Source organism: Paenibacillus sp. BK720 (assembly GCF_011761545.1).
Taxonomy (GTDB): Bacteria; Bacillota; Bacilli; order Paenibacillales; family Paenibacillaceae; genus Pristimantibacillus.
In genome coordinates, this window is sequence record NZ_JAASRQ010000005.1 from 37,303 (window position 1) to 62,812 (window position 25,510).

20 protein-coding genes are annotated in these 25,510 nt (G+C 50.1%); 17 read left to right on the forward strand and 3 right to left on the reverse strand.

Annotation, left to right across the window (positions count from 1 at the left end; translation table 11 throughout):
- Nucleotides 1–92 precede the first annotated feature (92 nt).
- From FHT67_RS19195 to FHT67_RS19220, 6 genes are read left to right on the forward strand one after another with little or no spacing between them, the layout of a single operon-like run.
- Nucleotides 93–1,550 (forward strand): DUF262 domain-containing protein, encoded by a 1,458-nt coding sequence (locus FHT67_RS19195; RefSeq protein ID WP_167200805.1) that lies wholly within the window; start codon nucleotides 93–95, stop codon nucleotides 1,548–1,550.
- Nucleotides 1,540–3,552, forward strand: a complete 2,013-nt coding sequence (locus FHT67_RS19200) for a DUF262 domain-containing protein (protein WP_167200807.1) — start codon at nucleotides 1,540–1,542, stop codon at nucleotides 3,550–3,552. The genes FHT67_RS19195 and FHT67_RS19200 overlap by 11 nt, the downstream gene beginning before the upstream one ends.
- Before the next feature lie 13 nt (nucleotides 3,553–3,565).
- The gene (locus FHT67_RS19205; RefSeq protein WP_167200809.1) at nucleotides 3,566–5,515 is read left to right on the forward strand and encodes a hypothetical protein; all 1,950 of its coding nucleotides are present in this window, start codon (nucleotides 3,566–3,568) and stop codon (nucleotides 5,513–5,515) included.
- Nucleotides 5,512–7,167 carry a coiled-coil domain-containing protein gene (locus tag FHT67_RS19210; protein ID WP_167200810.1) on the forward strand — a complete coding sequence of 552 codons (1,656 nt, stop codon included), beginning with the start codon at nucleotides 5,512–5,514 and terminating at the stop codon, nucleotides 7,165–7,167. Before FHT67_RS19205 ends, FHT67_RS19210 begins: the two co-directional genes overlap by 4 nt.
- Nucleotides 7,151–7,585: a hypothetical protein gene (locus tag FHT67_RS19215; protein WP_167200811.1), complete on the forward strand. Its 435-nt coding sequence runs from the start codon at nucleotides 7,151–7,153 to the stop codon at nucleotides 7,583–7,585. Before FHT67_RS19210 ends, FHT67_RS19215 begins: the two co-directional genes overlap by 17 nt.
- Nucleotides 7,575–9,065: an AAA domain-containing protein gene (locus tag FHT67_RS19220; protein WP_167200812.1), complete on the forward strand. Its 1,491-nt coding sequence runs from the start codon at nucleotides 7,575–7,577 to the stop codon at nucleotides 9,063–9,065. The genes FHT67_RS19215 and FHT67_RS19220 overlap by 11 nt, the downstream gene beginning before the upstream one ends.
- Before the next feature lie 357 nt (nucleotides 9,066–9,422).
- Here the strand turns inward: FHT67_RS19220 and FHT67_RS19225 are convergent, their stop codons facing one another.
- Complete coding sequence (locus FHT67_RS19225) at nucleotides 9,423–10,133, reverse strand: SDR family NAD(P)-dependent oxidoreductase (protein WP_132311519.1); 711 nt, start codon at nucleotides 10,131–10,133, stop codon at nucleotides 9,423–9,425.
- Nucleotides 10,134–10,238: 105 nt separating this feature from the next.
- Between FHT67_RS19225 and FHT67_RS19230 the strand changes: the two genes are divergently transcribed.
- From FHT67_RS19230 to FHT67_RS19240, 3 genes are all read left to right on the forward strand, one after another.
- Nucleotides 10,239–10,598, forward strand: a complete 360-nt coding sequence (locus tag FHT67_RS19230) for a MerR family transcriptional regulator (protein ID WP_167200813.1) — start codon at nucleotides 10,239–10,241, stop codon at nucleotides 10,596–10,598.
- Nucleotides 10,599–10,662: 64 nt separating this feature from the next.
- A complete protein-coding gene (locus FHT67_RS19235) occupies nucleotides 10,663–11,583 on the forward strand; it encodes an RCC1 domain-containing protein (RefSeq protein WP_132311523.1) in 921 nt (306 codons plus the stop codon).
- The gene (locus FHT67_RS19240; RefSeq protein WP_167200814.1) at nucleotides 11,580–11,930 is read left to right on the forward strand and encodes a VOC family protein; all 351 of its coding nucleotides are present in this window, start codon (nucleotides 11,580–11,582) and stop codon (nucleotides 11,928–11,930) included. Before FHT67_RS19235 ends, FHT67_RS19240 begins: the two co-directional genes overlap by 4 nt.
- 67 nt (nucleotides 11,931–11,997) lie before the next feature.
- On the opposite strand, the gene FHT67_RS19245 is transcribed toward FHT67_RS19240, so the two are convergent.
- The gene (locus FHT67_RS19245) at nucleotides 11,998–12,612 is read right to left on the reverse strand and encodes a TetR/AcrR family transcriptional regulator (RefSeq protein ID WP_167200815.1); all 615 of its coding nucleotides are present in this window, start codon (nucleotides 12,610–12,612) and stop codon (nucleotides 11,998–12,000) included.
- Nucleotides 12,613–12,755: 143 nt separating this feature from the next.
- The gene (locus FHT67_RS19250; RefSeq protein ID WP_132311529.1) at nucleotides 12,756–13,478 is read right to left on the reverse strand and encodes a hypothetical protein; all 723 of its coding nucleotides are present in this window, start codon (nucleotides 13,476–13,478) and stop codon (nucleotides 12,756–12,758) included.
- A 208-nt stretch (nucleotides 13,479–13,686) separates the two neighbouring features.
- Here FHT67_RS19250 and FHT67_RS19255 point away from each other — a divergent pair, with 208 nt between their 5' ends.
- The 8 genes from FHT67_RS19255 to FHT67_RS19290 all read left to right on the forward strand — a co-directional run bounded on the left by FHT67_RS19255 (nucleotide 13,687) and on the right by FHT67_RS19290 (nucleotide 25,503).
- A complete protein-coding gene (locus FHT67_RS19255; protein ID WP_132311531.1) occupies nucleotides 13,687–14,538 on the forward strand; it encodes a helix-turn-helix transcriptional regulator in 852 nt (283 codons plus the stop codon).
- A 62-nt stretch (nucleotides 14,539–14,600) separates the two neighbouring features.
- Nucleotides 14,601–16,409 carry a cache domain-containing sensor histidine kinase gene (locus FHT67_RS19260; protein WP_167200816.1) on the forward strand — a complete coding sequence of 603 codons (1,809 nt, stop codon included), beginning with the start codon at nucleotides 14,601–14,603 and terminating at the stop codon, nucleotides 16,407–16,409.
- Entirely contained in the window at nucleotides 16,409–18,061 is a 1,653-nt protein-coding gene (locus tag FHT67_RS19265) for a response regulator (protein ID WP_243867339.1), read from the forward strand. Before FHT67_RS19260 ends, FHT67_RS19265 begins: the two co-directional genes overlap by 1 nt.
- 111 nt (nucleotides 18,062–18,172) lie before the next feature.
- Nucleotides 18,173–19,768 carry an extracellular solute-binding protein gene (locus FHT67_RS19270; protein ID WP_132311535.1) on the forward strand — a complete coding sequence of 532 codons (1,596 nt, stop codon included), beginning with the start codon at nucleotides 18,173–18,175 and terminating at the stop codon, nucleotides 19,766–19,768.
- 33 nt (nucleotides 19,769–19,801) lie between these two features.
- A complete protein-coding gene (locus tag FHT67_RS19275) occupies nucleotides 19,802–20,764 on the forward strand; it encodes an ABC transporter permease (RefSeq protein ID WP_127492433.1) in 963 nt (320 codons plus the stop codon).
- 14 nt (nucleotides 20,765–20,778) lie between these two features.
- The gene (locus tag FHT67_RS19280; RefSeq protein WP_167200817.1) at nucleotides 20,779–21,666 is read left to right on the forward strand and encodes a carbohydrate ABC transporter permease; all 888 of its coding nucleotides are present in this window, start codon (nucleotides 20,779–20,781) and stop codon (nucleotides 21,664–21,666) included.
- A 41-nt stretch (nucleotides 21,667–21,707) separates the two neighbouring features.
- Nucleotides 21,708–23,723: an alpha-L-arabinofuranosidase C-terminal domain-containing protein gene (locus tag FHT67_RS19285; RefSeq protein WP_167200818.1), complete on the forward strand. Its 2,016-nt coding sequence runs from the start codon at nucleotides 21,708–21,710 to the stop codon at nucleotides 23,721–23,723.
- A gap of 16 nt (nucleotides 23,724–23,739) precedes the next feature.
- Nucleotides 23,740–25,503 carry a glycoside hydrolase family 2 protein gene (locus tag FHT67_RS19290; RefSeq protein ID WP_167200819.1) on the forward strand — a complete coding sequence of 588 codons (1,764 nt, stop codon included), beginning with the start codon at nucleotides 23,740–23,742 and terminating at the stop codon, nucleotides 25,501–25,503.
- The last annotated feature ends 7 nt before the right edge of the window (nucleotides 25,504–25,510 follow it).

Here is a 25,510-nt window from a genome sequence, read left to right on the forward strand (position 1 = left end):
ACTTGACAGGATATTCGAAGAGGACGCCACAACTGAATAAGAAATGAAGGAGTCTGTTCGAAGGACAAATAATCATCCCGGAGGAAACGGTTATGACCGCTTGCTTAAAACTCGCAATAACAAAGATCGGCGACTTGCTGTTACACGATAAAATTACGCAGGATAAAAACGGAATCACCATTACAAACATAAATCTGTTGATACCGGATTATCAGCGTCCTTATAAATGGACAGCGAAAAACGTAATCCAGTTGCTGGATGATATTGTTGACGCCAAAAACGATAACAAAGAGACCTACCGGGTAGGAACACTCATACTCCACCAAGTGGGAGAAGCGTACAATATCGTTGACGGGCAACAACGATCCATTACTTTTTCGTTATTGCTTAAGGCTCTTGGTGCCGATTCTATTAAGTTTTTAGAACAGCCCCTCGCCAATAATCCGTTTAACATTCGCAATATTCCAAGTAACTACCGCATACTGGAAAGACGCGCCAATAATATCATTGACGACAGAGACAGAAAAGAACTGCTTAATTACATCAAGAACAACTGTGAACTTATTGTTGTGATCACGGAGGATTTATCCGAGGCCTTCCAGTTTTTTGACTCACAGAACGCTCGCGGCAAAAAGCTGTATCCTCACGATTTGCTTAAAGCCTATCATCTTCGCGAGATGAACGATTTGGATGTGTCGGAAACAGAGAAGGTTGTAAAGGGCTGGGAGGATATAGACCAAAAAGAACTTTCGGCACTTTTCAGCGATTATCTGTACCGCGTAAAAGAATGGACAAAAGGAAACAAGGCTTGGGAGCTCACTGAGCATAACATACATAAGTTCAAGGGGATTACGCGGCAGGACAATTTCCCTTATGCCCAGTTCTACAAAGGGGCATTTGCCTACGCCGATATGGTCAATCATTCGGCAATGCCCTTTGTTTCCGGCATGCGGAATCTTAAACCTTTTCAGTTGGACACTCCCATAGTGGCTGGCAAGCCGTTCTTTGACTATGCTAAGCACTACTTTGATATCCTTAAGGACATCCAGAATAATGACAAATATGAGGGCTATTACATAAACGATAACCACATCGTTAGAACACTCAACCTGCGGACATATAAAAATGGTGTCGGCAACAGAATCACCCGCTTGTTGTTTGACACTGCCATCCTGCTTTATGTAGACAGATTCTGCCCCGAAAGACCCGCAAAGCACGATTTGGAAATGATAGACCAGTTTGTGGTGTTTGCTTTCGTCTGGGCTTATTCTCTCAGGGCGCAGTATTATAATGTCGGATGGCTGGCGGCACAAAACTTCATTATGGGGAACGATGTCAGGAATTCATTCAACATATACAAGATCATAACCGATGCGGATTCGCCAGTTTCGCTCCTGAGCACGCTCTCCGACAGGGTTAACCCGCTACCCGTATTTGACATTGTAGCAAAAAAGGACAATATCGACGAGCAGGACGAAGACGGCGTTTATCAAAGCTATCTCCACTATTTCAGAGTAAACAAATTTATGGAGGGTGAATATGAAAACTAAAACCCTACCCCTCAGAGAAATGTCCATCGCCGATATTTATAATGGCGACAAGGCAACTTACGAAGTGCCTATTTACCAGAGAAACTACGCGTGGGAAAAAGACGAAATTTCCGCACTGATCCAGGATGTCTTTGATGCTTTTACAGCTAAGAAGCAGACCTATTTTATCGGGACATTGGTGTCCTTTCATAAAGGCGACCAAGTTTATGAAGTTATTGACGGTCAACAGCGCCTGACAACTATAAATCTCGTCCTTGGAGCGATGGGCGTTGTCATTCAAAACAAATTGACTTATCGTGCACGTAAAAAATCGGATGACACCATTCGGAATATTCCATCCTTTAAAATCGATGAAAAAGATCACGGAATTGTAAACGGTTATAATTTTGCCAAGGATTCTATCGATGAAATAGTTCCGAAATCCCAACATGATGGATTTAAGGCTTATTTTCAGTCCAAAGTACATCTGATCCATTACCAAGTGCCGAAGGACATAGACCTTAACCACTACTTTGAGATTATGAACTCCAGAGGGGAGCAACTGGAAAAACACGAAATTATCAAGGCGCGCCTTATCGAAAAACTGAAGGACACTGACAAGGCAAAGTTCAATCGCCTATGGGAATACAGCAGCGAGATGAATGTCTATATTCAGCAAAAATACAGTAGCGACAGGAAAAGCGCAGAGCAGATTTTCGGGAAATCGCTCAGCGATTTTGGCTATATTAGAGATTTTGATGCCTTGCCAGGCGTGGAGGACAACACCAATACACTTAAGATTAGGGATCTCATAAATTATAAAGGCGCGGACAGGCAACTGGATGAAGATGATAAAATCGATACTTTTCAACCGATTATCGACTTTTCAAATTTCCTGCTCATTGCATTGAAACTCACTCGAATTAAAGAGAGCGGCTTTGACCCTACGAGTTTTAACCTTGACGATAAAGAATTGCTCCGCGAATTTGACAAGGTGCAGGTTACAGAGACGTTCGTCAAGAAGTTCGGCTTTAATCTGCTGATGGCGAAGTATCTGCTTGACAACTACATCGTACACCATTCAAACGAAGATGACACGATTGAAAACAATCCGTGGAAGCTGCAGTATTGGCAAAGAGAAGGCAAAAAAGGTTACTTGAAGAACCTTGACGGTGAAAGCGATGCACAGCAAAAAATGGTGCAGCTGCTTTCGATGTTCGAAGTATCGTTTACAGCGCGGCAAAGGAAAAATTACCTCTTCTACTGCTTGCTTTATCTGTTCAACGACAGCGATTGGAACATTGAAAAATATTGTGAATTCCTGTCAGGGCTGGCTGATAAATACTTTAAGGATGTGTATTTGGTTCCGGAGAACCTTAACGAAATCAATACGCCGAAACCCGGTAGCTTTGATAGCGCTATCCTGCGTGAAAACACACTAGATATAACTCTGGTCAAAGAAGATTACGATTTCAATGCAATCTTTGGAGACGGCGCAGAAGAATCAAAGGGCATTCCGCTGTTTGTTTTCAACTACCTTGACTTTAAGCTGTGGGAGAAATATGCAGAGGAACTGCGGGGAGAAAAAATGAAGGAAGGCAGTAAAGCAAGGACTGATTTCTTTACTGCCCTTGGCTGTGGCGATTTCGGGCTAAAAGTATTCGAACAGTTCTACTTTTCAAGAACGCGCCGGAGTTTGGAGCATTATTATCCGCAGGCAAATGCCAACGGTGAGGAAGGTGCGCCGGATGAAAATCAAATAAACTGCTTGGGCAATTACGCCATGATTGGCAGTGAGGCGAATAGTTCCGGCTCGAACTGGAGCCCTAAAACCAAACTCGACCACTATTTGGACGCTTCCGGAAAGATTAAGCTGGTCAGCGTCGCGTCAATTAAGTTTATGATTATGATGCAGAAATGCAAAGATAATCAAAGTGTACGACCAGCTGGTCAGGAATGGAGTTTTGAGGACATAGATGCGCACCAAGTAAAAATGTTAAATATATTGCTTGGTGAGAACTAAAAGGAGTATTCGGATGGACGAGAGCCTTAAGAAAAGCAAATATCCAAGCATCGACTTCGAGTTAGACGAATCAAGCACTATTGACGATAGTGCTTTTGATGCTATAGAGGATACACTTCGCAATGCCTCGTTGGTCGGAAACGCCACGCAGGCGGGCTTGCAAACAGCAGGCCTGCAATCGGCTATCGACAACTACGCACCAGCTATGAATCAGTCCGCAATAGCAAGAACCACAGGATTGCCAGTAAAAACATCCTCGGTCACATACAAAGGCTTTGCCGCCGAGGAGTATTTCAAACACACGCTAAAAATCAATGCTCTCGCCAAAGGAGTGCCGGATTACGAACTTGGCGTTTATACAAAGGGTACATTGCCGGATGGGTCAAATCTCTCTGGTATCGATATGGAAACGGACATCTCCGTGTGGACTCGGAAGCGTCCGTGGAGCAAGCCTTCTCGGACAGTTGACTATCAATCCAAAATGCATAACAAGCCATCGGAATATGCAAAAGACATGGCTAATGCTCAATATGAAAATGTCGAATTTGTAGGTGGCTCAGGGCAAGGAGTTAATGATAAGGTCAGCGTTAATATTGGCAAAAAAACGGTTTCGTCTGATGCAATCACCCCAGAAGAAGCGACAGGTCTCGCCGATTCAATGAAAGCCCAAGAAACGCCGGAATACCAAAAAACCGCAGAAAAGCATGGTGAGCTTAACAGGGTCAATTTAAGCAGAGCGGTAGCCGCCGGAGCCGCTACAGGATTTGTTCTTACAACAGTCAAGGAAATAGTTGATGTCATTAAAAACCGTGACAACTTATCGGAAAACCAGTTCATTGAAAGTGTAGCGCAAATTCTATGCGGGACTGCAGAAGGGGGCATCCGTGGCGGGGCGATAATGGGTTCCGTCCAACTATTTGGGAAAGTCATGAGTAAAGAAGTAGCGGCAAACTCACTCGGAGCGGTGCCTGTTATAGCTGTTGCTAATACAGCCGTGGATTTTGCGAAAGACCTCTACAGATGCTTTGTAACCGGAGCGATAGATGCTGATGATTTGCTTTGCAACACAGTAAATAATACTTTCTCGTCATTTGCTGGCTTTGGCGGAGCATATGTAGGCGCTCAAATCGCAGCAGGCATTGCATCAGCAAAGGCAGCGGCAGCTACCGGAGCCGCTATAGGATCAGCATTGGGTCCTGTTGGGACTATTGTCGGTTCCGTGGTCGGAGGAATTGTCATCGGGTACAGTGCCAATGCGATTATTGGAATAGCAAATAAAGATGCACAGAAAGCGTTTAACGAATGCATCACAGAGATTAACACCCATATCGAACTCAGCGGGTGTGCGAAGCTGTATTATTTTGCCGATTCAATGTCCGGCATTTCTGACTTCCGTTTGTCATTCAAAGACCTTTTGCCGTGCTACAACCTGATTTCCGACCTTAAAGAGTACAATATTCGAAAAAAGGCTATTAATAGCATTCACGAACAACTTGACGCCAGTATAGCGAGCGTGGAAACCGCAAAGGTTGACGCGTTACGGAGGCTGGAAGCGCAACATTGCAATAGACTCAAAGAATTGCAGGTTCGCTTTAGTGAACAACGTGAAGCGATGTTTGACGAGTACAAAGAGTCAATGAATACTTATGTTGCAAATTCATATTCTCAATACATTGGTCTGTTTGAGGTTCTATCAGGAGACATCGAGACCATTAAGGCGGGTCTTGATGACAACATAGCTACCCATAACGTAATTCTTGACTATGCACGAAACCGTAACAAAATTAATGCACAATTAAATGAAACGCTTACGGATATAATGAACGACCAAGACTCGACGTATTTACTTAAGCCGTTTGTGGAAAAACTGGAATGGTTTATGCAGCAAGATGAATTGATGGTCGGGAGGCAATATCTATCACTTGATGAGGCTTTATTTCTTGTGAATGGAGGTCAATCATGAGTGCTTGGGATATTGTTTTGCCACATCGTCTGCTTATTAATCGCTCGTTGCGTAAGGCGTCGGCGGATTTGCGGACTCGTATTGATGAGTACAAGACGGACTACGAGCTGACAATTGAGCGTTGTTCAGCGGAGATTGAACAGGCGCGAGCCGACAAAGATCTAGATTTTGAAAAGGTTAAGCTGTCTCTGATAGATGAATTATCAAAGGATGCGGATTTGTTTGAAAAGGTTCAGGCTGGGCTATCGGAATATGTAGATTTATTCCTGCGTCGCCAATGCTTGAACAAAATGCAGGAAGCTAAAAGACTTGAAAAGCAAGCACTTGTCGAGTATAGGGATTTTCTGTCAGCGCAAATGAGTTTGATTGGCGAGGAAATCGATATTCTTGAAGCACGAAAAGACAAGCTGGTCGCACAAGCCAAGGTCGATGATATTATGAAACTGGTCAGGTTGACTGGATGTGAAGTCACCGTTGATTATAACGATGATGCCATTTCACTTTTAGCGAAAGTCTCCGAAATGGTTGCAGCCTGTGAGGTGTCTGACAATCTGACAAAACAGGCATTACAGAAACTCCGTTTTGTCCTGCAAGAAAGAGCTGATTTACTTCCAGTCATCCAGTACATTACTTGGATGATTCAGCAGAAAAAAGAGTTGAGTCGGGAATTGTCTGGTGACCGCCGTAGAACCTCTGTTGACATCAAAAATAAAACAAACGAATTAAGGGAAATGAGCGAAAGCATAGATGCTCTCAGTCGTTCGCTTGAAGAGCAAGCCAGAGCCGTAAGAGCATACTGGGTCGCTCCCGTTACTCAACTAAATATTCAAATTAACTTTCTGTATAAGAAACTAAACGCAATATTCGCTGAAGTAAAAGAGATTGGCGAACGTATCGAGCATATAAAGAGAATAGGCTCAGATGATAGCTTTACTTGGGATAGATTATGGCGTGAAAAGAATGACTTAAAGGAACAAATACCCCAAGTGAAAAATGAAATCGAGTCACTGAAATCTAAACGAAAACAGTGGTTTGCAAGGCAACAGATGCTATACTCGCTGTGCAAGAAGAATAATGTATACCTTATTCCAGATGGCAAAGCGGAAGCATCTGATGAATACCGAATAATTGATAGCAGACTTGCAGAACTCTTGCAAATTGAAAAAGAAGCCAATCAGCACGAGGAAGAACGCTTTAAGCGAGAGTCAGCACAGATACAACAGCTAAGAAAAGCGAAAATCAATGAGCTATCTGCCAAAATAGCAAGTGCCGAGGCCGTCCAAGCTGAAAAGAGCATAGTTATAAGCCAAGCGTCAAAGCAACTATCAAACAGTAAAAGCCGAGATGCGAGGTTCTTCTTATCGAAGCTGTTTTCGGAAACAGAGGAAGTCAGCCGTGCAAAACAGGCTTTACAATCGGCAACCGCTCAAAAGAAAAGAGCCGATATAGAGTTGGCGACATTAAAAACAGAACTCGCTAAAGCCACAGAGGAATTTGACAGGCAGTTAGTTGCCTGCGGACCAAAGCCCTATCGTCCATCATCTGCCGAAAGTGAAGAAAGAGAAAAACTTGAAGACAGAAGAACTGAGTTGGACATGCACAGGCAAAAGAAAGCTACACAAAAGGAGGGGCGGTATGACAGTCAAAATTGATTTTTCCCTTGGCCGACGCTTTGGCGTTGTTGAACAGACTATCTTCCGCCTTGTTCTGAACGGGCTGACAGATGCCAAGCAAATAAGCGATTTGCTGTGGGTTTTTTCTGACGTGGTGATTGCAAAAGCCTTTAGAAGACTGGTCAACCAGCAAATTATTAGAGTCAATATAGAGTCCCACAAACTCTCGCTTTCGGATGCCATTGTTGCCATTATCGAAATGTGTGTTAATACTTCATATGATTTGGATATGCCTGACTCTTTGGTAGAGATGATGTCGGATGGGCATCTGCTGATTACTGATGTTAACACAAAAGAAGCCATATTGGCTCAACTATTACCCGACATTAAACTTGCCTTTTTAGCGAGATCTCTGGACTTTAGCATTTGCGAGCGAGGTGAGATGGATGAACATTAACACTTGGACAGAACACTTATCTCACTGGAGGACGTTTTTGTCTGAAAGGCTCACTTCTCTTGACGAGGTTGGAGAACAGAAAAAAGTTGAGCGACAACTCAAAACCATAGAACGGGTTCGTTACGCTGCGGTACTTAATCCAAAAGTGCTGATAGAGTTTATCAATCCGTCGGATCTCCCCTTGCCCCATGCGGAGGATTACGATTATTTCCTTAATCTCAATGACTCGCAAAAAAAGGCGGTAGAGACTGCCTTGGGGAATAATGCCCTTTCCCTAATACAGGGGCCGCCGGGAACCGGCAAGACGCAGGTCATTGCCGAGATTTGCTTGCAATTGTATCGTAAAAATCCAGATGTCAGAATACTGGTTTGTTCGGAGACCCATGTTGCCGTAAACAATCTGATTTCGCGCATCTCAGAATACGACGATTCAATCAGGATCGTTCGTATCCGCGACAAAGAGCAAAATAGCGCGGTCGACGAGTTTTCGCCAGAAGCAATAATTAGTACATATAAAGAGTGGCTACAGGCAAATTGTAATAGCCAGGACACAATCAATATCATCTCAGAAACCTTATCGAACTATGAGGATAGGAGCCTTGAAAAGGCACTTGCATTATCGGCCAATATTGCCGGTATGACTTGCAATAGAATTAATGCCTACGAGTTCGAATCGTCGTCGGAGATGTTTGATGTTGTGATTATAGATGAAGTCTGCAAAGCAACGCTACCAGAAATCTTGGCTCCGCTAACCATTGCACAAAAGGCAATATTGGTCGGCGACCCTAAACAGTTACCACCCGTTTTCTGTTCCGAGGAAATAGAAGTCATTAGAAGCATCGAGAAGTGCAATTTGCAGAGTTACTTGTACATTGATGACCTGTTTTTGAAATCCCCCAATACAACTCTACTCGACACACAGTATCGCATGACGAATCGAATCGGGGACTTAATCGGAACCCTATTCTATGATGGTGCGCTTAAAAACGGGAGGAACATTGATGGCGACAAAGATATTATATGGGTCGACTATACTCCCACCGAACTGTGGCCGCACAATGAACCAGATAGCGAGGAACCTCCAAAAATATTTAATCTCGATGAATGCCGAATCATCACGAGAATTTTGAAAGACATTGATATAAGTATTGATAATTTTACATCTGTTGCCGTTATTGCCCCATATAGACATCAGGTGGCAATGCTACGAAGATTATTGCAGAATGAACACTTTAACAACCTCCATGTCAATGCGGACACTATCGATGGGTTCCAAGGAAAAGAATGTGATGTAGTACTATTTAGTTTAACAAGAACGATTGGTTCTTTCAGATTTCTTGCCGATGTAAGGCGACTGAATGTTGCTCTGTCCAGAGCGCGCGACAAGCTATACATTGTGGGAAACCTCAGTTACGCAACAAATCACAAGTTACTAAAATCGATTATCGAATACTGTGAGAAGATTAATTGTGATGAATAAAGAGACTTAACATGCTATACCTCCCATGACTTATTCCCGAGAACGGTAAGTGTCAAATAGCCCAAATCTCGAAATCAGATGTAATGTAGGCTGAGAGACACTTTAGATTAAGACTTCAAGACGCGACAAGTTAGTCTAATACTTTATTTTCTGTTGTAGAAGAATAAATTGTGAAATCTTGAAAATCAGTCTAAAACTTAATTCTCAAAAGCTGACGATATTCTAAAGTGAAAACCGCGCTAAATCAACAACTCCAGTCTAATACTTTATTTTCTCTATACAAAATAAGCCAGCAGCCCAAGGGCTGCTGGCTTTTGTTTTGCGATTTTCACGGGCAGGCTGGCATAACGAATCGGATTACCACGCGATAACGCCATGCTCATTCAGAAATTCGCCGTTGTGCCGCTTACCGTCCGTTGCGTATCCTACGATGATGGCTGCGCCTTCCGCCTTCGATTTACCGCCTTCCGCATTGCCGTTCAGATCGGTCGTCGTGAAACCCGGCGTTACGGCGAATACTTGAGCACCGCTGTTTCTTGATTCATAGGCCATTGATAGGGTCATGGCATTGTTGGCCGTTTTGGACGAATTGTAATCGAAGGCGTTTAACGTGAATTCGGCGTTTTGCATATGGTTAAGGGACGCCATGTCGGTTGATACATTGACGATCGTGCCTTCGTTATCCTTGATTAACGGGAACAAACGCTGGTTTAAACGATAGGTACCGAAGAAATTTACTTCGAAAGCGTTGCGCAGATCTTCTTCTTTGGTATCCGTAAAGGAACTGGAGAATGCACCCGGCATGCCGGCGTTGTTAATCAGCAGCTTTAACGCCGGATATTTCGTCTTGATTAGTTGCGAAGCTGTTTCAATACTCGTCAAATCAGTCATGTCGATTTGAATCCACTCCACGTCCAACCCTTGAGCGGACAGTTCGGATACGGCGGCTTGGCCCCTATGCGCATCGCGGGCTCCGAGAACTACCTGCCAGCCTTTTTCGCCCAGCTGTTTGGCGATTTCAAATCCGATTCCTTTATTCGCTCCTGTTACCAATGCGGTCTTTTTCATTAGAATCCCTCTTTCATTCCTTGTTTTTCGTTTCATGATTTATAGCTTAATATGCTACACTTAGTGTAGGTCAACAACCAAAATTCTATATACGCGAGGACAACTATGTTTACGATTGGACATGTGGCGAAGGAGACCGGATTGAATATAGGCGCGATTCGCTTTTATGAAAGAAAAGGCTTGCTGGAACCGGCTGCGCGGAACGAACAAAATAATCGGCTCTATACCGAGCACGAGCTGAATTGGCTGGTTTTCATCAAATGTCTCCGCGAAACCGGAATGAGCGTGGAAGACATTAAGCACTACTATGACATGGTACAAAGCGGAACCGCTACTCTTCCTCAAAGAATTAAGCTCATTCAAGAACAGAAGCAAAAGCTTTTGGACGATATAGAGGAGAAGAAGTCACAGCTCGCTCACTTAGAGCATAAGCTTGACCGTTATTATCGCGGTGAGAACTACTAGATACCCGGGAAGTTCATGGTCCGCCGATGTTTGAATGTTGATCCGGTCCGATGGGAGGGAATTCATGCAAGAAGCGATAATCAGGAAGCGGTGGCCTGTCATAGCGGCTGGCTGCCGTCATACCGTTGGCCTCAAATCGGATGGCACGGTTGTTGCCGCAGGCGATAATTTACACGGTCAATGCGAGGTGAACGGTTGGCGCGATATCGTGGCGGTAGCGGCTGGCAATGTTCATATGGCGGCAAACACGGGTAATGCTCATACCGTTGGTCTGGCCTCTGACGGAAAAGTAGTGGCGGCCGGTTGGAATAAGCATGGCCAATGCGAAGTAAACGATTGGCGCGATATCGTAGCGATAGCGGCAGGCTGGCGTCGTACCGTTGGTCTTCAAGCAGATGGCACAGTAGTGGCTGCGGGGCGAAATCAGGAAGGGCAGTGCATGGTAAGCGACTGGCGCGATATCGTAGCGATAGCGGCAGGAGACTGGCATACGGTTGGTCTTCAATCAGACGGCACGGTGACAGCCGCGGGTAATAACCGGTATGGGCAATGCAAGGTCGGCAGCTGGAACGATATCGTAGCGATAGCGGCAGGTTACTTACATACGGTTGGGCTTAAAGCAGACGGCACGGCGGTGGCTGCGGGCTTGAATAAGCATGGTCAATGCGAAGTAAGCAGCTGGCGCGGTGTGATGTCGATAACGGCGGGCAGTTACCATACGGTCGGACTTCAATCGGACGGCACGGTGCTGGCCGCAGGCGGGAATGAATTCGGCCAATGCGAAGTGAGCGGCTGGCGCGATATCGTGGCGGTGGCCGCGGGCTGCACGCATACGGTTGGACTTCAATCGGACGGCACGGTGCTGGCTGCGGGTAATAACGAATACGGCCAATGCGAGGTGAACGATTGGAGCGTTAACGCCAATAATGAATTTGATTCCATCGCTGAAATAAATCTGATGACGGATAGGGGACCGATACAATGATCAAAGGTTTCGGAGGAGTATTCTGGAGAACCAAAAATCTTGATACGATTAAAAACTGGTACAACGAAGCGCTGCAGCTTGAAATCGGGGATTGGAACGGGACGATGGTAAAAAACGAATCGGGAAGCGAGACGATCTTCTCTCTCTTTGCCGAGACTGACCCTTATTTCCCAACCGAACAACAAGTGATGCTGAACTTCCAAGTCCATAATCTGGACGAAACGATTAAGCATCTTGAACAGGTTGGCGTACCTCTCGCAAGGCCAAAAGAGAGCAGCGAATTTGGACAGTTTGTTTGGATTGAAGATCCGGATGGCCGGCTGATCGAGCTGTGGGAGAAGTCATAACTAGGGCCAGGGATTCCTTTAAGCTAGCGTGTTTGGGCAGGAATCCCTTTAGCCTTTAAAGGGCATTTCAGTCCATGGAACCGAGCTCAGCCGACAGCTCATGAAGGATATATAGTTTCAGATGCTTCTTCACCGTTAAAACATGGGATTCTTCGGCGAATATTTGCCTTAAAAGGATACCGCCCTCAATAGAAGACATGATAAACGTTGCTGCTTCATGCGGATCAACTTCGGCACGGAATTCTTTGTTTTCGATACCGTTTTTAACAATGTCTTCAATTAGAAGAAGCAAAATGCGCATTTGCTGCTGTACTTGTTCTAACAGCCTCGGAGAACGGCCGTCATCGGCTTCAACCCCCGCGTTCATAATCGTACATCCTCCCGCCAGGGGAGAATGATCGCCAAACGAGTAATACGCTTCAATGAAGGCGAACAGCTGATCCTTAGCGGTAGTCTTGGATTGAAGCTCGCTTTCGATGCGCTCGCGCATGATGCTGCAGCATTGATCGAAAGCGAGCAGGATGATTTCTTCTTTATCTTTGAAGTGGTTATAGATTCCTCCCTTTTGCAATCCCGTTATTTCCACGATTTCGGCGAGCGAAGTCGACGTAAAGCCTCGTTGATTCATCAGCCTCGCGGCCTTGTCAATGATATGATTTCTGGTAATTTCGCCTTTTCTCAACTGAGTCACCTCTTCGTATCCGTGCGCTTATCGATTTACATTATACCTAAAACATGCGGCATGCCACAAAGAAGCACTTTCAAAGGAAAAGTGCTTCTTTGCGATTGCGATTTGCGCCTATACGGCCAAAGGCAGGATCATCCTTACCGCAGATGGATCCGACTCATGTCGATGGAAACCAGCAGCGGTTCCGCTGCCTTTTGTCCATCCGGTCCAATTGGATATACCCGGCGTTTGGTCGGCACTAAAATACCATTGACCTCTTGATAGCCGGAGGCGTAATTGGCACCCGTTGCACCGGCGCTTACTTCAACCGTATAGTCGTGCCGGCGCAGCAAGCCGTCTTCTCCGAAATAAGTGATCTGTTCGCGGCTATGAGTGGCGATACTCTCCGGGAACGTGACTTTGAGACGGCGCCAAGTCTCACCGTTCTCCTGTACAGGGGGAAGCTCTTCCGTCGCGAAGCCAGGACGCGTGTACAGGAAGGGCTGATTAAGATAAAGCCACATCGCATAGCTTGCGAAATACACCAAGTGCAGCTGATCCCATTGCGTTTCCAGAACATGACCATGAAAGGCCTGGCGAGGGTTATCGCGGCTTTGCAGCGTTTCGCCAGTGCTTGCGTTCTCGATTGAAACCCGGTCCGGGGTGTAGACACTGCGTTGATCTGCCCCTGCGAATCGGTTGAAACTCACGAATTGATCGCGCGTGTTCACTTCAAGATCGTAATCGTCCAAGAGGCCGGGAACCCCTTTGAGCGGCCACAATACTCCTCCTGCGTTTACGCGGGCAGTCAACTTCGAGAATTTCTCCCATCGCTCCAACCCGCCGTGTGCGTCTAATGCAAGCTTCAATAAATCATTCATATATCTTCGTCTCCTTATGGATTGTTTTTATCGAAATAAAAAACCGACCGTTCGGTCTCATTATAATCGAGCCAAAGTTATTGTCAATTCATTTTTTTATAGATAATATCAATACGTCAGGTTTACGAAAAGAAGATCTCATAATATGCTTATTGATATACATTTTATTTATTGTCATTTTGTTAGCTGAAAGCGAGGAGATAAGGGAATGAAAGAATACGATTACGAATATGCGGACTTTATCTACTACACGCCGGGCGAGCTGGACAAGGAGGGCCGGCTGTGGCCGGTAAGGGCGGGAAGATGTCTGGCCAAGCCCCATTACAAGGTTGGACCCAAACGAATCGAGTGCTACAGCCTTCATTTCGTGCGGGAAGGGAGGCTTCGCCTCGAATATGAGGGCCGTCAGGTGGAGCTTGCGAGGGGAGACCTGTTCGTCCTGTTCCCGGACCGAACGTATTATTACGACATGCTCCCGGCGGAGCGGCCGCTTGAAATGCGCTGGCTGGCAGTCGACGGGGACCGGGTGGAGCCGCTGCTTCTGCTGGCGGGACTGACGGAGCAAGAGCCTTTCCGCAGGGGTGCCGTCTCTTCGCGGATCGAAGCTGCCGCGGACCGGGCTATCGACGCGCTGGAGCGGGTTCAGCGCTGGCGGCCGGCGGTGGCCTTGGAGCTTCAAGGGCATTTGTACGGGCTGCTCGCGGCCCTGATGCTGGAAGAAGCCGGGCAAGGGCCGGAGCTTGCGGGCTGGATCCACGAATGCGCGGAGTATATGGAGCTCCATGCGACGGAAGGAATCACGGTCCAGCAGGTTGCCGAATATGCGGGCGTACACCGTTCCTATTTTACGCAGGTATTTACCGAAGAGATGGGAATCCCCCCGATGAAATACATGCAGAAGGTTCGAATGGAGAAGGCTAGACGCCTCTTAATCGATACCCATGCGTCGGTGACGGAAATTGGGCTGTCGCTTGGTTATCCGAATCTGTATACCTTCACGCGGGCCTTCAAGACGTACTTCAAGGAATCCCCGTTGGCTATAAGAAAGGCGGAGGCTTAACCGGTCCAGCCACGCCATTCGTGTAAGCGATTGCATTTATCTCCTCAAAGGAGTTGTTCGAAATGAAGCTCTCCACCCTCAGGCGCTGGGTATCGCCGAGCCTCAGCATCCAAGGCAAAATCTTTCTGGCGTTCAGCCTTGTCGCTCTTCTCTCTATCGTCTCCATTTCCGTCATTGTCTATCTCAACATGCGGGAGACGATCAAATCCAATGCCGTAACCTCGGTGTCGGACAGTATCCGTCAAGCCGACGAGTCGCTCAACATTATGCTGGAGGAGATCGACCGGCTTAATACGGTTGTCGTTACGAACAAAAACACCGTAATCGATACGCTGCTCAGCCCCTCGGAGGAAATCAGCTACGAATGGTTTCAGGAGCAGAAGCGAATCGAGGAATTTCTGTCCTCGTTAGTCGCGAACAAGCCTTATATCGCCCGGATCGCCGTCGTTGGTTTAAGCGGCAAGGTGTTTTTCACCGGAGGTCCGTGGCTGGACCGAAGCGTCCTCGGAACGCCCATGATGGACTATATGCTGCGCAACGGCTCCCGTCATGCGTATTTGAAGCAGACGGGCGTCACGGAGACGATAACGGTGGGCCGCGAAATCCGCTACAACCGCGAGACGATTGGCGTTGTTATGGTCGATTTGAATTACGATTTTATCCGCAAAACGTACGGAGTGAGGCCCACCGCCGACAGTATGCTGTATGTGCTGGATCAGCAGGACGAATTCGTGTACCGGTCGGACCATACGCCAAGCTTTGCCCCTTCCGATGAGCGTATCGCCGACATGAAGCGGAAATATGCCAAGCTTGGCAAGCCTGAAGGCAATGTGGAGGAAAAGGATATTAGCGGCAGGTCCTATATCGTGGTCAGCCGGCAATCGGACCATACGGGGTGGACAACGCTGGCGCTTATTCCGACGAATTCCCTTTTCAGCGAATCGGCCCGCCTGCTGAAGCTGATTATCGAAGCCTCGGCGATTGTTCTGCTGGTCGTCCTTATTGGCTCGCTGCAGGTATCGTCGCGCATTACGATTAATATCCGGCGCTTGAAGTCGATGATGATGCTGGTCAAGGACGGCAATTTGACGCTGCCGAAGAAGGAGATCCGGGCAAAGGACGAGGTAGGACAGCTGTACCACGTATTTATCGGCATGATGGAGGAGCTGAAGCGTTTATTCGAAGGGATACGCGTCAGCGAGCAGGAGAAGCGGGAGGCCGAGCTGACCGCGCTCCAGGCGCAAATACGACCCCATTTTCTATACAACTCGCTGAATACGATCAAATATTTGGCCAAGCTCAACGGGACGCCAAACATTGAGGAAGTATCCGGTTCATTAATCGATCTGATGAGGGGCGTGCTGGGCAATTCCAACGAATATTTGACGGTGAGGGAAGAGCTGGATTATGTGCGAAGCTATATCTCTATCGTTAAATACAAATACATGGAGCCTATTCTTGTTCACGAAGAGATCGAAGATCCTTCGTTATTGGATAGCCGCGTATTAAAGCTGACGCTGCAGCCTATCGTGGAGAATGCGATTCTGCACGGCATTGGCTCGCGTGACCAAGGAGGCTTCGTCACGATACGGGTATACGAGGACAACCGCGACCTGATGATCGAGGTGACGGACAACGGAAAGGGAATGACGCCCGAGCAGGTGGAGCAGCTGCTGGGCGGACCGGGCACGAAGCCGACCTCCTCCCGGTTCAGCGGGATGGGCGTGCGCAACGTGCACGAGAGAATCGTCCGTTCGTTTGAAGCCCCATACGGCATCAGGCTGTACAGCGAGCCCGGCTTGTATACGAAAGTCGAGATTCGCTTTCCCAATCTGCGGAGCCAGGCAGGCGCCGGACAAGAGGTGAGCTAATGATGTATCGAGTGCTATTGGTAGACGATGAGCCGCTCGTCCGCAACGATCTGCGGTCTTTATTGGATTTTCGCGCACACGGATTCGAGATCTGCGGAGAAGCGCAAAGCGCGGAGTCGGCATTGGTCATGATTGGAGAGCAGCGCCCCGACGTGGCGATCCTCGACGTTAATATGCCGGGAATGAACGGCGTCGATTTGAACCGGACGATCAAACAGCGGTATCCCGCCGTCCAGACCATTATGCTCAGCAGCTATGACGATTACGACTACGTCCGGGACTGCCTGAAGAACGGCTCGGTCGATTATTTGCTGAAGCACCGGCTGGATAAAGAGACATTGCTTGCCATGCTTGAAAAAGCGGTTCAGGCAGGCCAATCAGCCGGTGCTGCGGGTGAAGCCGACGAACCGTCCGGCTTCAATGCCGAGTTGGTCAGGAATCGGATTGCCGACCTGGCCAGGGGCAAAGAGGAAGCCGCAAGAGAGCTGGAAGGATGCGTTAGGCGTTACGGCATGTACCCCCAGGCGGACTTGTATGCGGCAGCGGTCCTGCAGATCGTTCCTTTCCTGCTGCTGACGGAATCGAATACCGACGTGCAGACGAACCGGCTGGTTCAACAGGTCGTTGAGCTCATGCAGCAGAGCCTGGGAGACGCGCGCGAGCGTACGGCCGCTTACGTGGAGGACGGGCGAGTCGCGGTCGTGTTCGCCATTCGGGAGCGAAGCGAGCATGCGGCCGCAAGCGAAGCGGCCAGAAGCATGAGCAAGCTTGGCCACGCGCTTTCGATGTATTTGAATTTGAAATCGATCTATGCGGTTGGACATGTGTGCAACAGCCTCTCGCGGCTTGGGGCAAGCTACGCCTCCGCGGAGCGGGCACTCGATCCAAACGCTCAGGCCGCTCATCCGAATCCGGAGCAGCGCGGAAAAGGCACGCGGGAGAGCCGCGTCGCGCTTACGATCGAGGAGCAGAAGCAGCTGCTGCTTGCCATCGAGAGGCTGGACGGGCAAGGCGCGCAGCGTCTGATCGGTTCGGTATTCGAGCCGCTTCGCGGGCTTCCTTTGCATTCGCACGCGGTACAGATGACTGTCAGCGAGCTGCTGCATATCGGCGATAAGGCATTGAAAAAGGGGAACAGGTCCCCGGTTGGGGCAGCAAAGGATGCGGATCGTCTGCCGTCGCGAGGCGAGCTTAACCGTCTTGGAAGCGTCGGAGAGCTGGAGAAATGGCTTCAGCAGTATTATGGCGTCTTGCTCGTTCTGCTTAAGGAGCATCACGCGACGGGCAGCTATTCCCGTCATGTATCGCAGGCGATCGGCTTTATTCTGGAACGGTATTCCGGCGTCGTGACGCTGGAGCTTGCCGCAGGCTTCATCGGCTTAAACGCTTCCTATTTGAGCCGGATCTTCAAGGAGGAGACGCAGTCGACGTTCTCCGAATACGTGAATCGGGTACGGGTCGACGCAGCTCGCAGGCTGCTGGAAAGCGGCCGTTATACCATCAAGCAGGTCAGCGACGAGGTGGGCTTTTCCACGCACAACTATTTCTTCAAGGTGTTCAAGGAAGCGACGGGCATGACGCCGCAGGCGTATGGTTACAGTCTCGGAGGCGGCAAGGCAGCGGCTAAGGATTCCGTAAAATATGTGGAGTAAATAGTCATATAAGTGTAACTCGGCGCTAGGGGCCGTACTTTATAATCGTAACAACACCGATGGTAAACGCTTACAAGGGTCGGTGAATTGAAGGTCTGGAGGTATACAAACATGCGGAAAACATGGGGGAGATATGCTTTCGCCACGATGCTTGTTACCGGATTGATCGTATCCGGCTGCAGCAACGATAGCAACGGCGGCAATGAAAAGGGCGGCAGCACCGGGGACTCCAAGTCATCGGGTTCGACCGAAAATACGGTAAAAACGGAAGGATTCCCAATCGTCGATACGCCGATCAAGCTGAAAATGTTTACCCGCGTCGCGCCCGTAAACGGCCCGTTCAAGGACATGCCCGTATTCCAGGATTACGAGAAGATGAGCAACGTCCAGGTTGATTTTATCGAGGCGCCGACCGACGGCTTTGCGGAGAAGAAAAACTTGTTGTTCGCATCCAACGAGCTTCCCGATGCTTTGTACCGCTCGGGTCTGACGCAGCTGGAGACGGTCCGCTACGGAGCTGCCGGACAGCTGATCCCGCTGGAAAATCTCATTGATCAATATGCGCCTAACCTGAAAAACCTCATGGAGCAATATCCGGAGATCCGCGCGGGCATCACGACGCCGGAGGGACATATTTACGCGATCCCTGGCATTGTGACGCTAGGCTCCGCCCGGACCGACAAGAGATGGATCAACAAGGCATGGCTGGATAAGCTGGGCCTGAAGGTGCCTGAGACGACCGACGAATTGTACGAGGTGCTGAAGGCCTTCCGCGACGGCGATCCGAACGGCAACGGGAAAGCGGACGAAATTCCGATGACCGCGCGTATCGGAATGCCAATCGTCTATCAAATGGCGGGAGCATTCGGTCTTGATTCGCAGCTGGGCTACAACATTAATGTCGATAGTGACAAGGTGCATATCTGGAGCGGTGACGAGCAGTACAAAGAGCTGCTCATGTATTTGAACAAGCTCTATAAGGAGAAGCTGATCGACCCGGAGATTTTCTCCCATACGGAAGCGCAATATCTCGCCAAGCAAGGAACGGGCAATACGGGCTACTTTTTCGATCAGACGAACAATAACTTCCTGACCATTCAGGATCAGTATATAGGCATTGCGCCGCAAGCGGGTCCGAATGGCGACCGCCTGCATAGCCAGATCGCTCCGGTGCCGCGCGATTACGGAGCATTCGCCATCACGTCCGTCAACAAATATCCGGAAGCGACCATGCGCTGGATCGACTACTTCTACAGCGACGAAGGCTCAACGCTGCTGCGCTTCGGCCGGGAAGGCGAGCACTACGATCTGAAGGACGGTATCCCGTATTACAAGGAAGAGCTTCTTAACGTAGCGGGCGCCCAGGCGAAAATTACGCCATACGCCGGCGGCGGCGCGCCTCATCTCATCAGCGATAAAGTAGCTTCGTTCATCAACCCGCCTCAAGTGCAGGAGGCTTACGAGCAGCTCGAGCCGTATTTGCCGAAAATCCGCTATGCTTCGCCGCTGTTTGACGAAGCGACCGCCCAGAAGGTTAACGTGCTGCGCAATGACATCGACAAATATTTCGAAGAGCAAAGCACCAAGTTCATCGTTGGGGCGCTCAGCTTCGACAAGTGGGACGAATTCCAGTCTACGCTGAAGAAAATGAACATTGCAGAGCTTGAGAAGCTTTACCAGGATGCCTATGACAAGATGGCCAAATAAACGGGATGACGCTAAGAGAGGGAGGGGTTGCTCATGGACAGCATGATCGAGAACGCGGGGGCGGCCCCCGTTCCCGGCCGCAAGAGGAAGAACGACGGGCTGCTGAGAAAGATGGCGAAGCGGTATGATTTGTATCTCATGCTGCTGCCGCCGCTCGCCTTTTATTTAATCTTCCATTACGGGCCGCTGTACGGCCTGCAGATCGCCTTCAAAAACTTCAATCCGGCCAAAGGCATTATCGGCAGCCCTTGGGAAGGCTTCGGCCATTTCGAACGATTTTTCAACTCGTATTACTTCTGGCGGCTGCTGTGGAATACGGTATCCATCAACCTGTTCTCGCTCCTCATCGCCTTCCCGGTACCGATCCTGCTGGCGCTGCTCGTAAACGAAATCAAGAGCCGGGCCTACAGCAAATGGCTGCAAAATATTACGTACATCCCGCATTTTATCTCGGTTGTTGTTATCGTCGGCATTCTGAACGTGTTCCTGTCGCCGAAGACGGGACCCGTCAATCAATTGATCGAGGCGTTTGGCGGCACGCCGATTAACTTCCTTCAGGAAGCAGCCTGGTTTAAGCCGATCTTTATCGGATCGAATATCTGGCAAAGCATGGGATGGCAATCCATTATTTATATCGCGGCGCTCAGCGGGGTGAATCCCCAGCTGTACGAAGCGGCCAAGATGGACGGAGCCTCGCGGCTCCGCCGCATCTGGCACGTCTCGCTGCCGGGCATTATGCCGGTTATCGTTATCCTGCTCATTCTCGATATCGGCCACTTCATGAACATCGGCTTCGAGAAAATTTTGCTCATGCAGAACAACCTGAATCTGGAATCCAGCGACGTCATCTCCACGTTCGTCTATACGACGGGAATCTTGAAGGGCGAGTACAGCTACACGGCGGCCATCGGCCTGTTCAACTCGGTGATCAACCTTATGCTGCTGCTGCTCGTAAACCGTTTTGCCCGCAAGACGTCGGAGACGAGCTTATGGTAAGGAGGTAACCGCTTATGGAAAAGAGCATAAGTCCGTCGAATGAACGTTTATTCGACGCAGTCGTCTATATCATAGCCGCTATAATTATGGTCATTGTATTGTATCCGCTGCTGTTCATTGTCAGCGCGTCATTCAGCGACCCGGCCAAAGTCTTAAACGGCGACGTGTGGCTGCTGCCGCAAGGCCTCAATGTCGAGGCTTACGCCAACATTTTGCAGAACGACAAGATCTGGACCGGCTACGGCAACTCGATTATGTACACCGTCATCGGAACCGTCATTAACCTTATCATGACGATTCTCGCGGCGTATCCGCTGTCGAGACCGGATCTTCCCTTGCGCAACGGGATTATGGTCCTGATTACGATGACGATGTTTTTCAGCGGAGGTCTTATTCCGACTTATCTGCTGGTCAAAGACCTGGGCATGGTCGACACCATTTGGGCGCTGATCGTGCCTGGCGCTATCGCGACTTACAATCTTATCGTCATGCGCACGTATTTCCAGAACAGCATTCCTTGGGAGCTGCAGGAGGCAGCCCACATGGACGGCTGCTCCAACTGGAGACTGCTCGTCAGCATCATCCTGCCGCTTTCAAAACCGATTCTGGCTGTCATGGTGCTGTTCTACGCGGTTGGCCACTGGAACTCGTTCTTTAACGCGCTTATCTATATCCGCGACGAAGGCAAATATCCGCTGCAGCTGGTGCTGCGCGAAATCCTGCTGATCAGCCAATCCGCCCAAACGGACGGCGGAAGCGTTGGCCTGGAGAAACAAATTTTGCTGTCGGAGAGCATTAAATTCGCGGTGATCATCGTGTCCAGCTTGCCCGTGCTGATCATGTATCCCTTTGTGCAGCGGCATTTCGTCAAAGGCGTCATGATTGGCTCCATTAAGGGATAAGGCGGCTCCCGCTATACTAACGATTTCTATGGAGGTTCATTTTGACTAACAAAGCTAACATAACCGTCGATTGCGCCGGAGCGAGCCGGCATGCCGTCAACCCGTACCTGTTCGGACATTTTGTTGAGGATATCCGGGACCATATGGAAGCCATGCTGGCCTTCCCGCTTAAGGATATGGATTTCGAGAGTGAGTCCGAGACGAAGCGGGAAATATCCGGAAGCTGGCAAGCCTTTACGAACGGCCGCAATACGAAATATGCATTGGAGGCGCCCGCGCCCAAGCATTCGGGACGGGCGCAGCGCATCCGCTTGTTAAGCGACGATGAAGCCTATGCCGGAATCGCGCAGAAGACCGCCCTCAAAGGGCCTGCCGATTATAAGGTAAAAGTCGTTGCGCGCGCGTCGATTGAGCTGAAGCGGCTGGTGGTGGAAGCGGTGGACCGGCATACGGAGGAACCCCTTGGTTCTGTAGTTATCGAGCTCACCAGCCATAACTGGCGGGAATACGAAGCGGACTTAGCCGTCTCCCGTGCTTGCGCCGACGCCGAGCTTCGCGTCTACATTCCGGATGACCATCCGCGCTGGGCGGATCACGTGTCGACCGGCATGCTGTGGCTCGATCACGTATCCCTGCTTGCAGCCGACAGCATCGCCCTGGTGAAACGCGAGGTCGTCGATATGACGAGGGAACTGAACGCCGGCATGATGAGGCTGGCGGGCAACTACATCAGCGCCTACCATTGGGAGCATGGCGTTGGTCCCGTGCTGGAGAGACCTGTTATGTACAACGAGGCATGGGGCGGCTGGACGAGCAAATATTTCGGCACGGACGAATTTATCGCCTTCTGCCGGGAGCTGCAGGTGGAGCCCCTTATTTGCGTGAACGACGGATCCGGAACGCCCGAAGAGGCAGCGGCATGGATCGAGTATTGCAATGGCGCGGCAGATACGCCGATGGGCGCCTTGCGCGCCGCGAACGGATATCCCGAACCGTACGGCGTGAAGTACTGGGAGATTGGCAACGAGGTATGGGGAGGGTGGCAGGTAGGCACCTGCTCCGCCGAAGAGTTCGCGGCGCGCACGGTATCGTTCGCCAAAACGATGAAAGCGGCGGACCCCTCCATCGTGCTGCTGGCCTGCGGCCATTACGACCAGGCATGGAACAAGCCGGTGCTCGAGCAGGCCGGCGAGCTGATCGACTATTTGACCCTGCATATCTACCATGGCTACGGACCGTTCGGCATGAACCGGAGTACGCCTCAGGAGGACCGTTATAAAGCCATTGCGGCTTATCCCGAGTTCACGCGGCATTACTTGCGGGAGACGACGGACAGCATCAAGGCAAATCCGAAGCACGCCCATGTCAAAATCGCCATTACGGAATACAACACGATGTATTATCCGAATACGATTCGCAAAGGGCTGCCGAATGAGCATACGCTTGGCGCGGCGGTTGCCAATGCCGCCAATCTGAACGAAATGCTTCGTTCAAGCGACATGGTGCATATCTGCAGCTTCTCCGATCTGGTTAACGGCTGGCTCGGCGGCTGCATCCGGGTGGGCGATTATTATGCCGATCAATATTGCGGCAAGCTGCCTGGCTGGAGCAATCGGCCGCTCGACGTGTATGGGACGCCGACCTACGAGGTCATGAAGCTGTACGCGAACCGCGACCTTCGGCATATGCTTCCCGTGCAGGCGGAATGCGCGACGTTTGCCGTGCCGGCGCTCAAGGAGACGCCGGTAGAGCTGAACGGGCTGCCGGAGCTGGACATTGCGGCGGGCATTAACGGAGACGGCGATACCGTTACGGTATTTATCGTTAACCGCGGCCTGAATGAAGTGAATGCCGCGCTGGATTTGGCTGCCTTCAACGCGGCCGATGAGATGGTACTGCACGAAATCAGCGGCGAGGGTTACGACGAGATTAACAGCGTTTTCGAGCCGGAGAACATCATGAGCAAAAGCCGGATTGTTCCGACGGCCGATTGGAAGCGAGGCGTTGCGCTGCGTCCGTCTTCCATTTATGCAGCGGTATTTCAAGGGAAGGTATAGGAGCAGGAGGTACGGCATGACGACGAAATCATATAGCAAGGACTATCCGAGACCTCAGCTCGTGCGCGGCGATTGGCATAATCTGAACGGCGAATGGGACTTCCGGTTCGACGACGCAAACGCCGGCGAGCGCGAGAAGTGGCAGGTGGCATTCGAGGCAACGCACCGGATTAACGTACCGTTTACGTATGAAACAAAAGCGAGCGGCATTGGCGAGGAAAGCTTTCATCCCTATGTGTGGTACAGCAGAGAGATCTCCGTTCCGTTGGAAGCGGTGGGCAAGCAAGCGATCCTGCATTTTCAAGCCGTGGACTACGACGCCAAAGTATGGATTAACGGCGAGCTGGCCGGAAGGCATCAAGGCGGCTATGCGGCATTCTCTGTCGACATGACGCCGTATCTGAAGTTCGGAGCCGATAACCGGATAACGGTGAAGGTAACGGACAGCAACAGCTGCTATCAGCCGAGAGGCAAGCAGCGCTGGGTGCCGGACATCTTTGAATGCTTCTACGTGCAAACGACGGGCATCTGGCAGACGGTATGGATGGAATACGTAGAGGAAGAGCGGCTGGAGTCGGTCAAAATCACGCCGGATCTCGACCGCCATGTCATCCGGTTCGATTACGAGGTGAACGGCGTCCGGCCTGGAGGCGATCTGCTGCTGGAGGCCATCGTCACCTTAAAGGGGCGGCCCGTGAAGCGGGTTGCGCTGGGGATCGACCGCCCATGCCTCTCGGTTGAGGTAGATCTTCACCATGAAGCGAACGGACCGTGGAAGCGGGCGTATTGGACACCGGCCCGTCCGAATTTGTACGATGTCGAGTTCGTCCTGACCTCGGGCGGACGTGTCGTCGACCGTGTGCTTTCTTATTTCGGCATGCGGAAAATATCCATCGAGAACGGCAAGGTGCTGCTGAACAACGCGCCGATTTACCAACGGCTTATTTTGGACCAGGGCTATTGGACGGACAGCCATCTGACGCCGCCAAGCGAAGAAGCGCTGACCCGGGATATCGACCTCATCCTGGCGATGGGCTATAACGGCGTGCGAAAGCATATGAAGATCGAGGATGCCCGCTTCCTCTATTGGTGCGACGTTAAGGGGCTGCTCGTCTGGTCGGAGATGGCGGCGACCTTCGAGTTCCATGACCGCGCGGTCGAGGCGTTCACGAGAGAGTGGCTTGAAATTATCAAGCAGCAGCATAATCATCCCAGCATTATTACGTGGGTGCCGTTCAACGAGTCGTGGGGGATTGGCAACATCCTTCGCGACAAACGGCAGCAGGGGTTTACGGAGGGCATCTACCATCTGACGAAGTCGTATGACCCGAATCGTCCGGTTATCGTCAATGACGGCTGGGAGCATACGGTATCCGATATCGTGACGCTGCATGACTACGTCCAGACCGGAGACGGCTTCCTGAAGCGTTACCGGGATAATAAGGAGGGGATCATGTCGCGCGAGACAACCTGCAACCACTGGAAATATGCCTTTGCAGAAGGCTACAGCTACCGGGGACAGCCGATTATTATCAGCGAATTCGGCGGCATTGCGTTTCAGTCGGATAAAGGCTGGGGCTATGGGGAGCAGGTGGATTCGGTTGAAGCCTTCACGGAACGCTTCAAGGGGCTTACGCAAGCCATCAAGTCCGTCGACTATATTTGCGGCTATTGCTATACGCAGGTGGCCGACGTGCAGCAGGAGATTAACGGACTGCTGACGGAGGACCGAAAGCCGAAGATTCCGCTGGAGGAGATTCGGGCCATTAACTTGGGTTGATCGTCTT

Excerpts from the sequence above, each read along its gene's own strand:
- FHT67_RS19195 (WP_167200805.1), top strand. The coding sequence starts at position 93 with ATGACCGCTTGCTTAAAACTCGCAATAACAAAGATCGGCGACTTGCTG.
- FHT67_RS19200 (WP_167200807.1), top strand. The coding sequence starts at position 1,540 with ATGAAAACTAAAACCCTACCCCTCAGAGAAATGTCCATCGCCGATATT.
- FHT67_RS19205 (WP_167200809.1), top strand. The coding sequence starts at position 3,566 with ATGGACGAGAGCCTTAAGAAAAGCAAATATCCAAGCATCGACTTCGAG.
- FHT67_RS19210 (WP_167200810.1), top strand. The coding sequence starts at position 5,512 with ATGAGTGCTTGGGATATTGTTTTGCCACATCGTCTGCTTATTAATCGC.
- FHT67_RS19215 (WP_167200811.1), top strand. The coding sequence starts at position 7,151 with ATGACAGTCAAAATTGATTTTTCCCTTGGCCGACGCTTTGGCGTTGTT.
- FHT67_RS19220 (WP_167200812.1), top strand. The coding sequence starts at position 7,575 with ATGAACATTAACACTTGGACAGAACACTTATCTCACTGGAGGACGTTT.
- FHT67_RS19225 (WP_132311519.1), bottom strand. The coding sequence starts at position 10,133 with ATGAAAAAGACCGCATTGGTAACAGGAGCGAATAAAGGAATCGGATTT.
- FHT67_RS19230 (WP_167200813.1), top strand. The coding sequence starts at position 10,239 with ATGTTTACGATTGGACATGTGGCGAAGGAGACCGGATTGAATATAGGC.
- FHT67_RS19235 (WP_132311523.1), top strand. The coding sequence starts at position 10,663 with ATGCAAGAAGCGATAATCAGGAAGCGGTGGCCTGTCATAGCGGCTGGC.
- FHT67_RS19240 (WP_167200814.1), top strand. The coding sequence starts at position 11,580 with ATGATCAAAGGTTTCGGAGGAGTATTCTGGAGAACCAAAAATCTTGAT.
- FHT67_RS19250 (WP_132311529.1), bottom strand. The coding sequence starts at position 13,478 with ATGAATGATTTATTGAAGCTTGCATTAGACGCACACGGCGGGTTGGAG.
- FHT67_RS19255 (WP_132311531.1), top strand. The coding sequence starts at position 13,687 with ATGAAAGAATACGATTACGAATATGCGGACTTTATCTACTACACGCCG.
- FHT67_RS19260 (WP_167200816.1), top strand. The coding sequence starts at position 14,601 with ATGAAGCTCTCCACCCTCAGGCGCTGGGTATCGCCGAGCCTCAGCATC.
- FHT67_RS19265 (WP_243867339.1), top strand. The coding sequence starts at position 16,409 with ATGATGTATCGAGTGCTATTGGTAGACGATGAGCCGCTCGTCCGCAAC.
- FHT67_RS19270 (WP_132311535.1), top strand. The coding sequence starts at position 18,173 with ATGCGGAAAACATGGGGGAGATATGCTTTCGCCACGATGCTTGTTACC.
- FHT67_RS19275 (WP_127492433.1), top strand. The coding sequence starts at position 19,802 with ATGGACAGCATGATCGAGAACGCGGGGGCGGCCCCCGTTCCCGGCCGC.
- FHT67_RS19280 (WP_167200817.1), top strand. The coding sequence starts at position 20,779 with ATGGAAAAGAGCATAAGTCCGTCGAATGAACGTTTATTCGACGCAGTC.
- FHT67_RS19290 (WP_167200819.1), top strand. The coding sequence starts at position 23,740 with ATGACGACGAAATCATATAGCAAGGACTATCCGAGACCTCAGCTCGTG.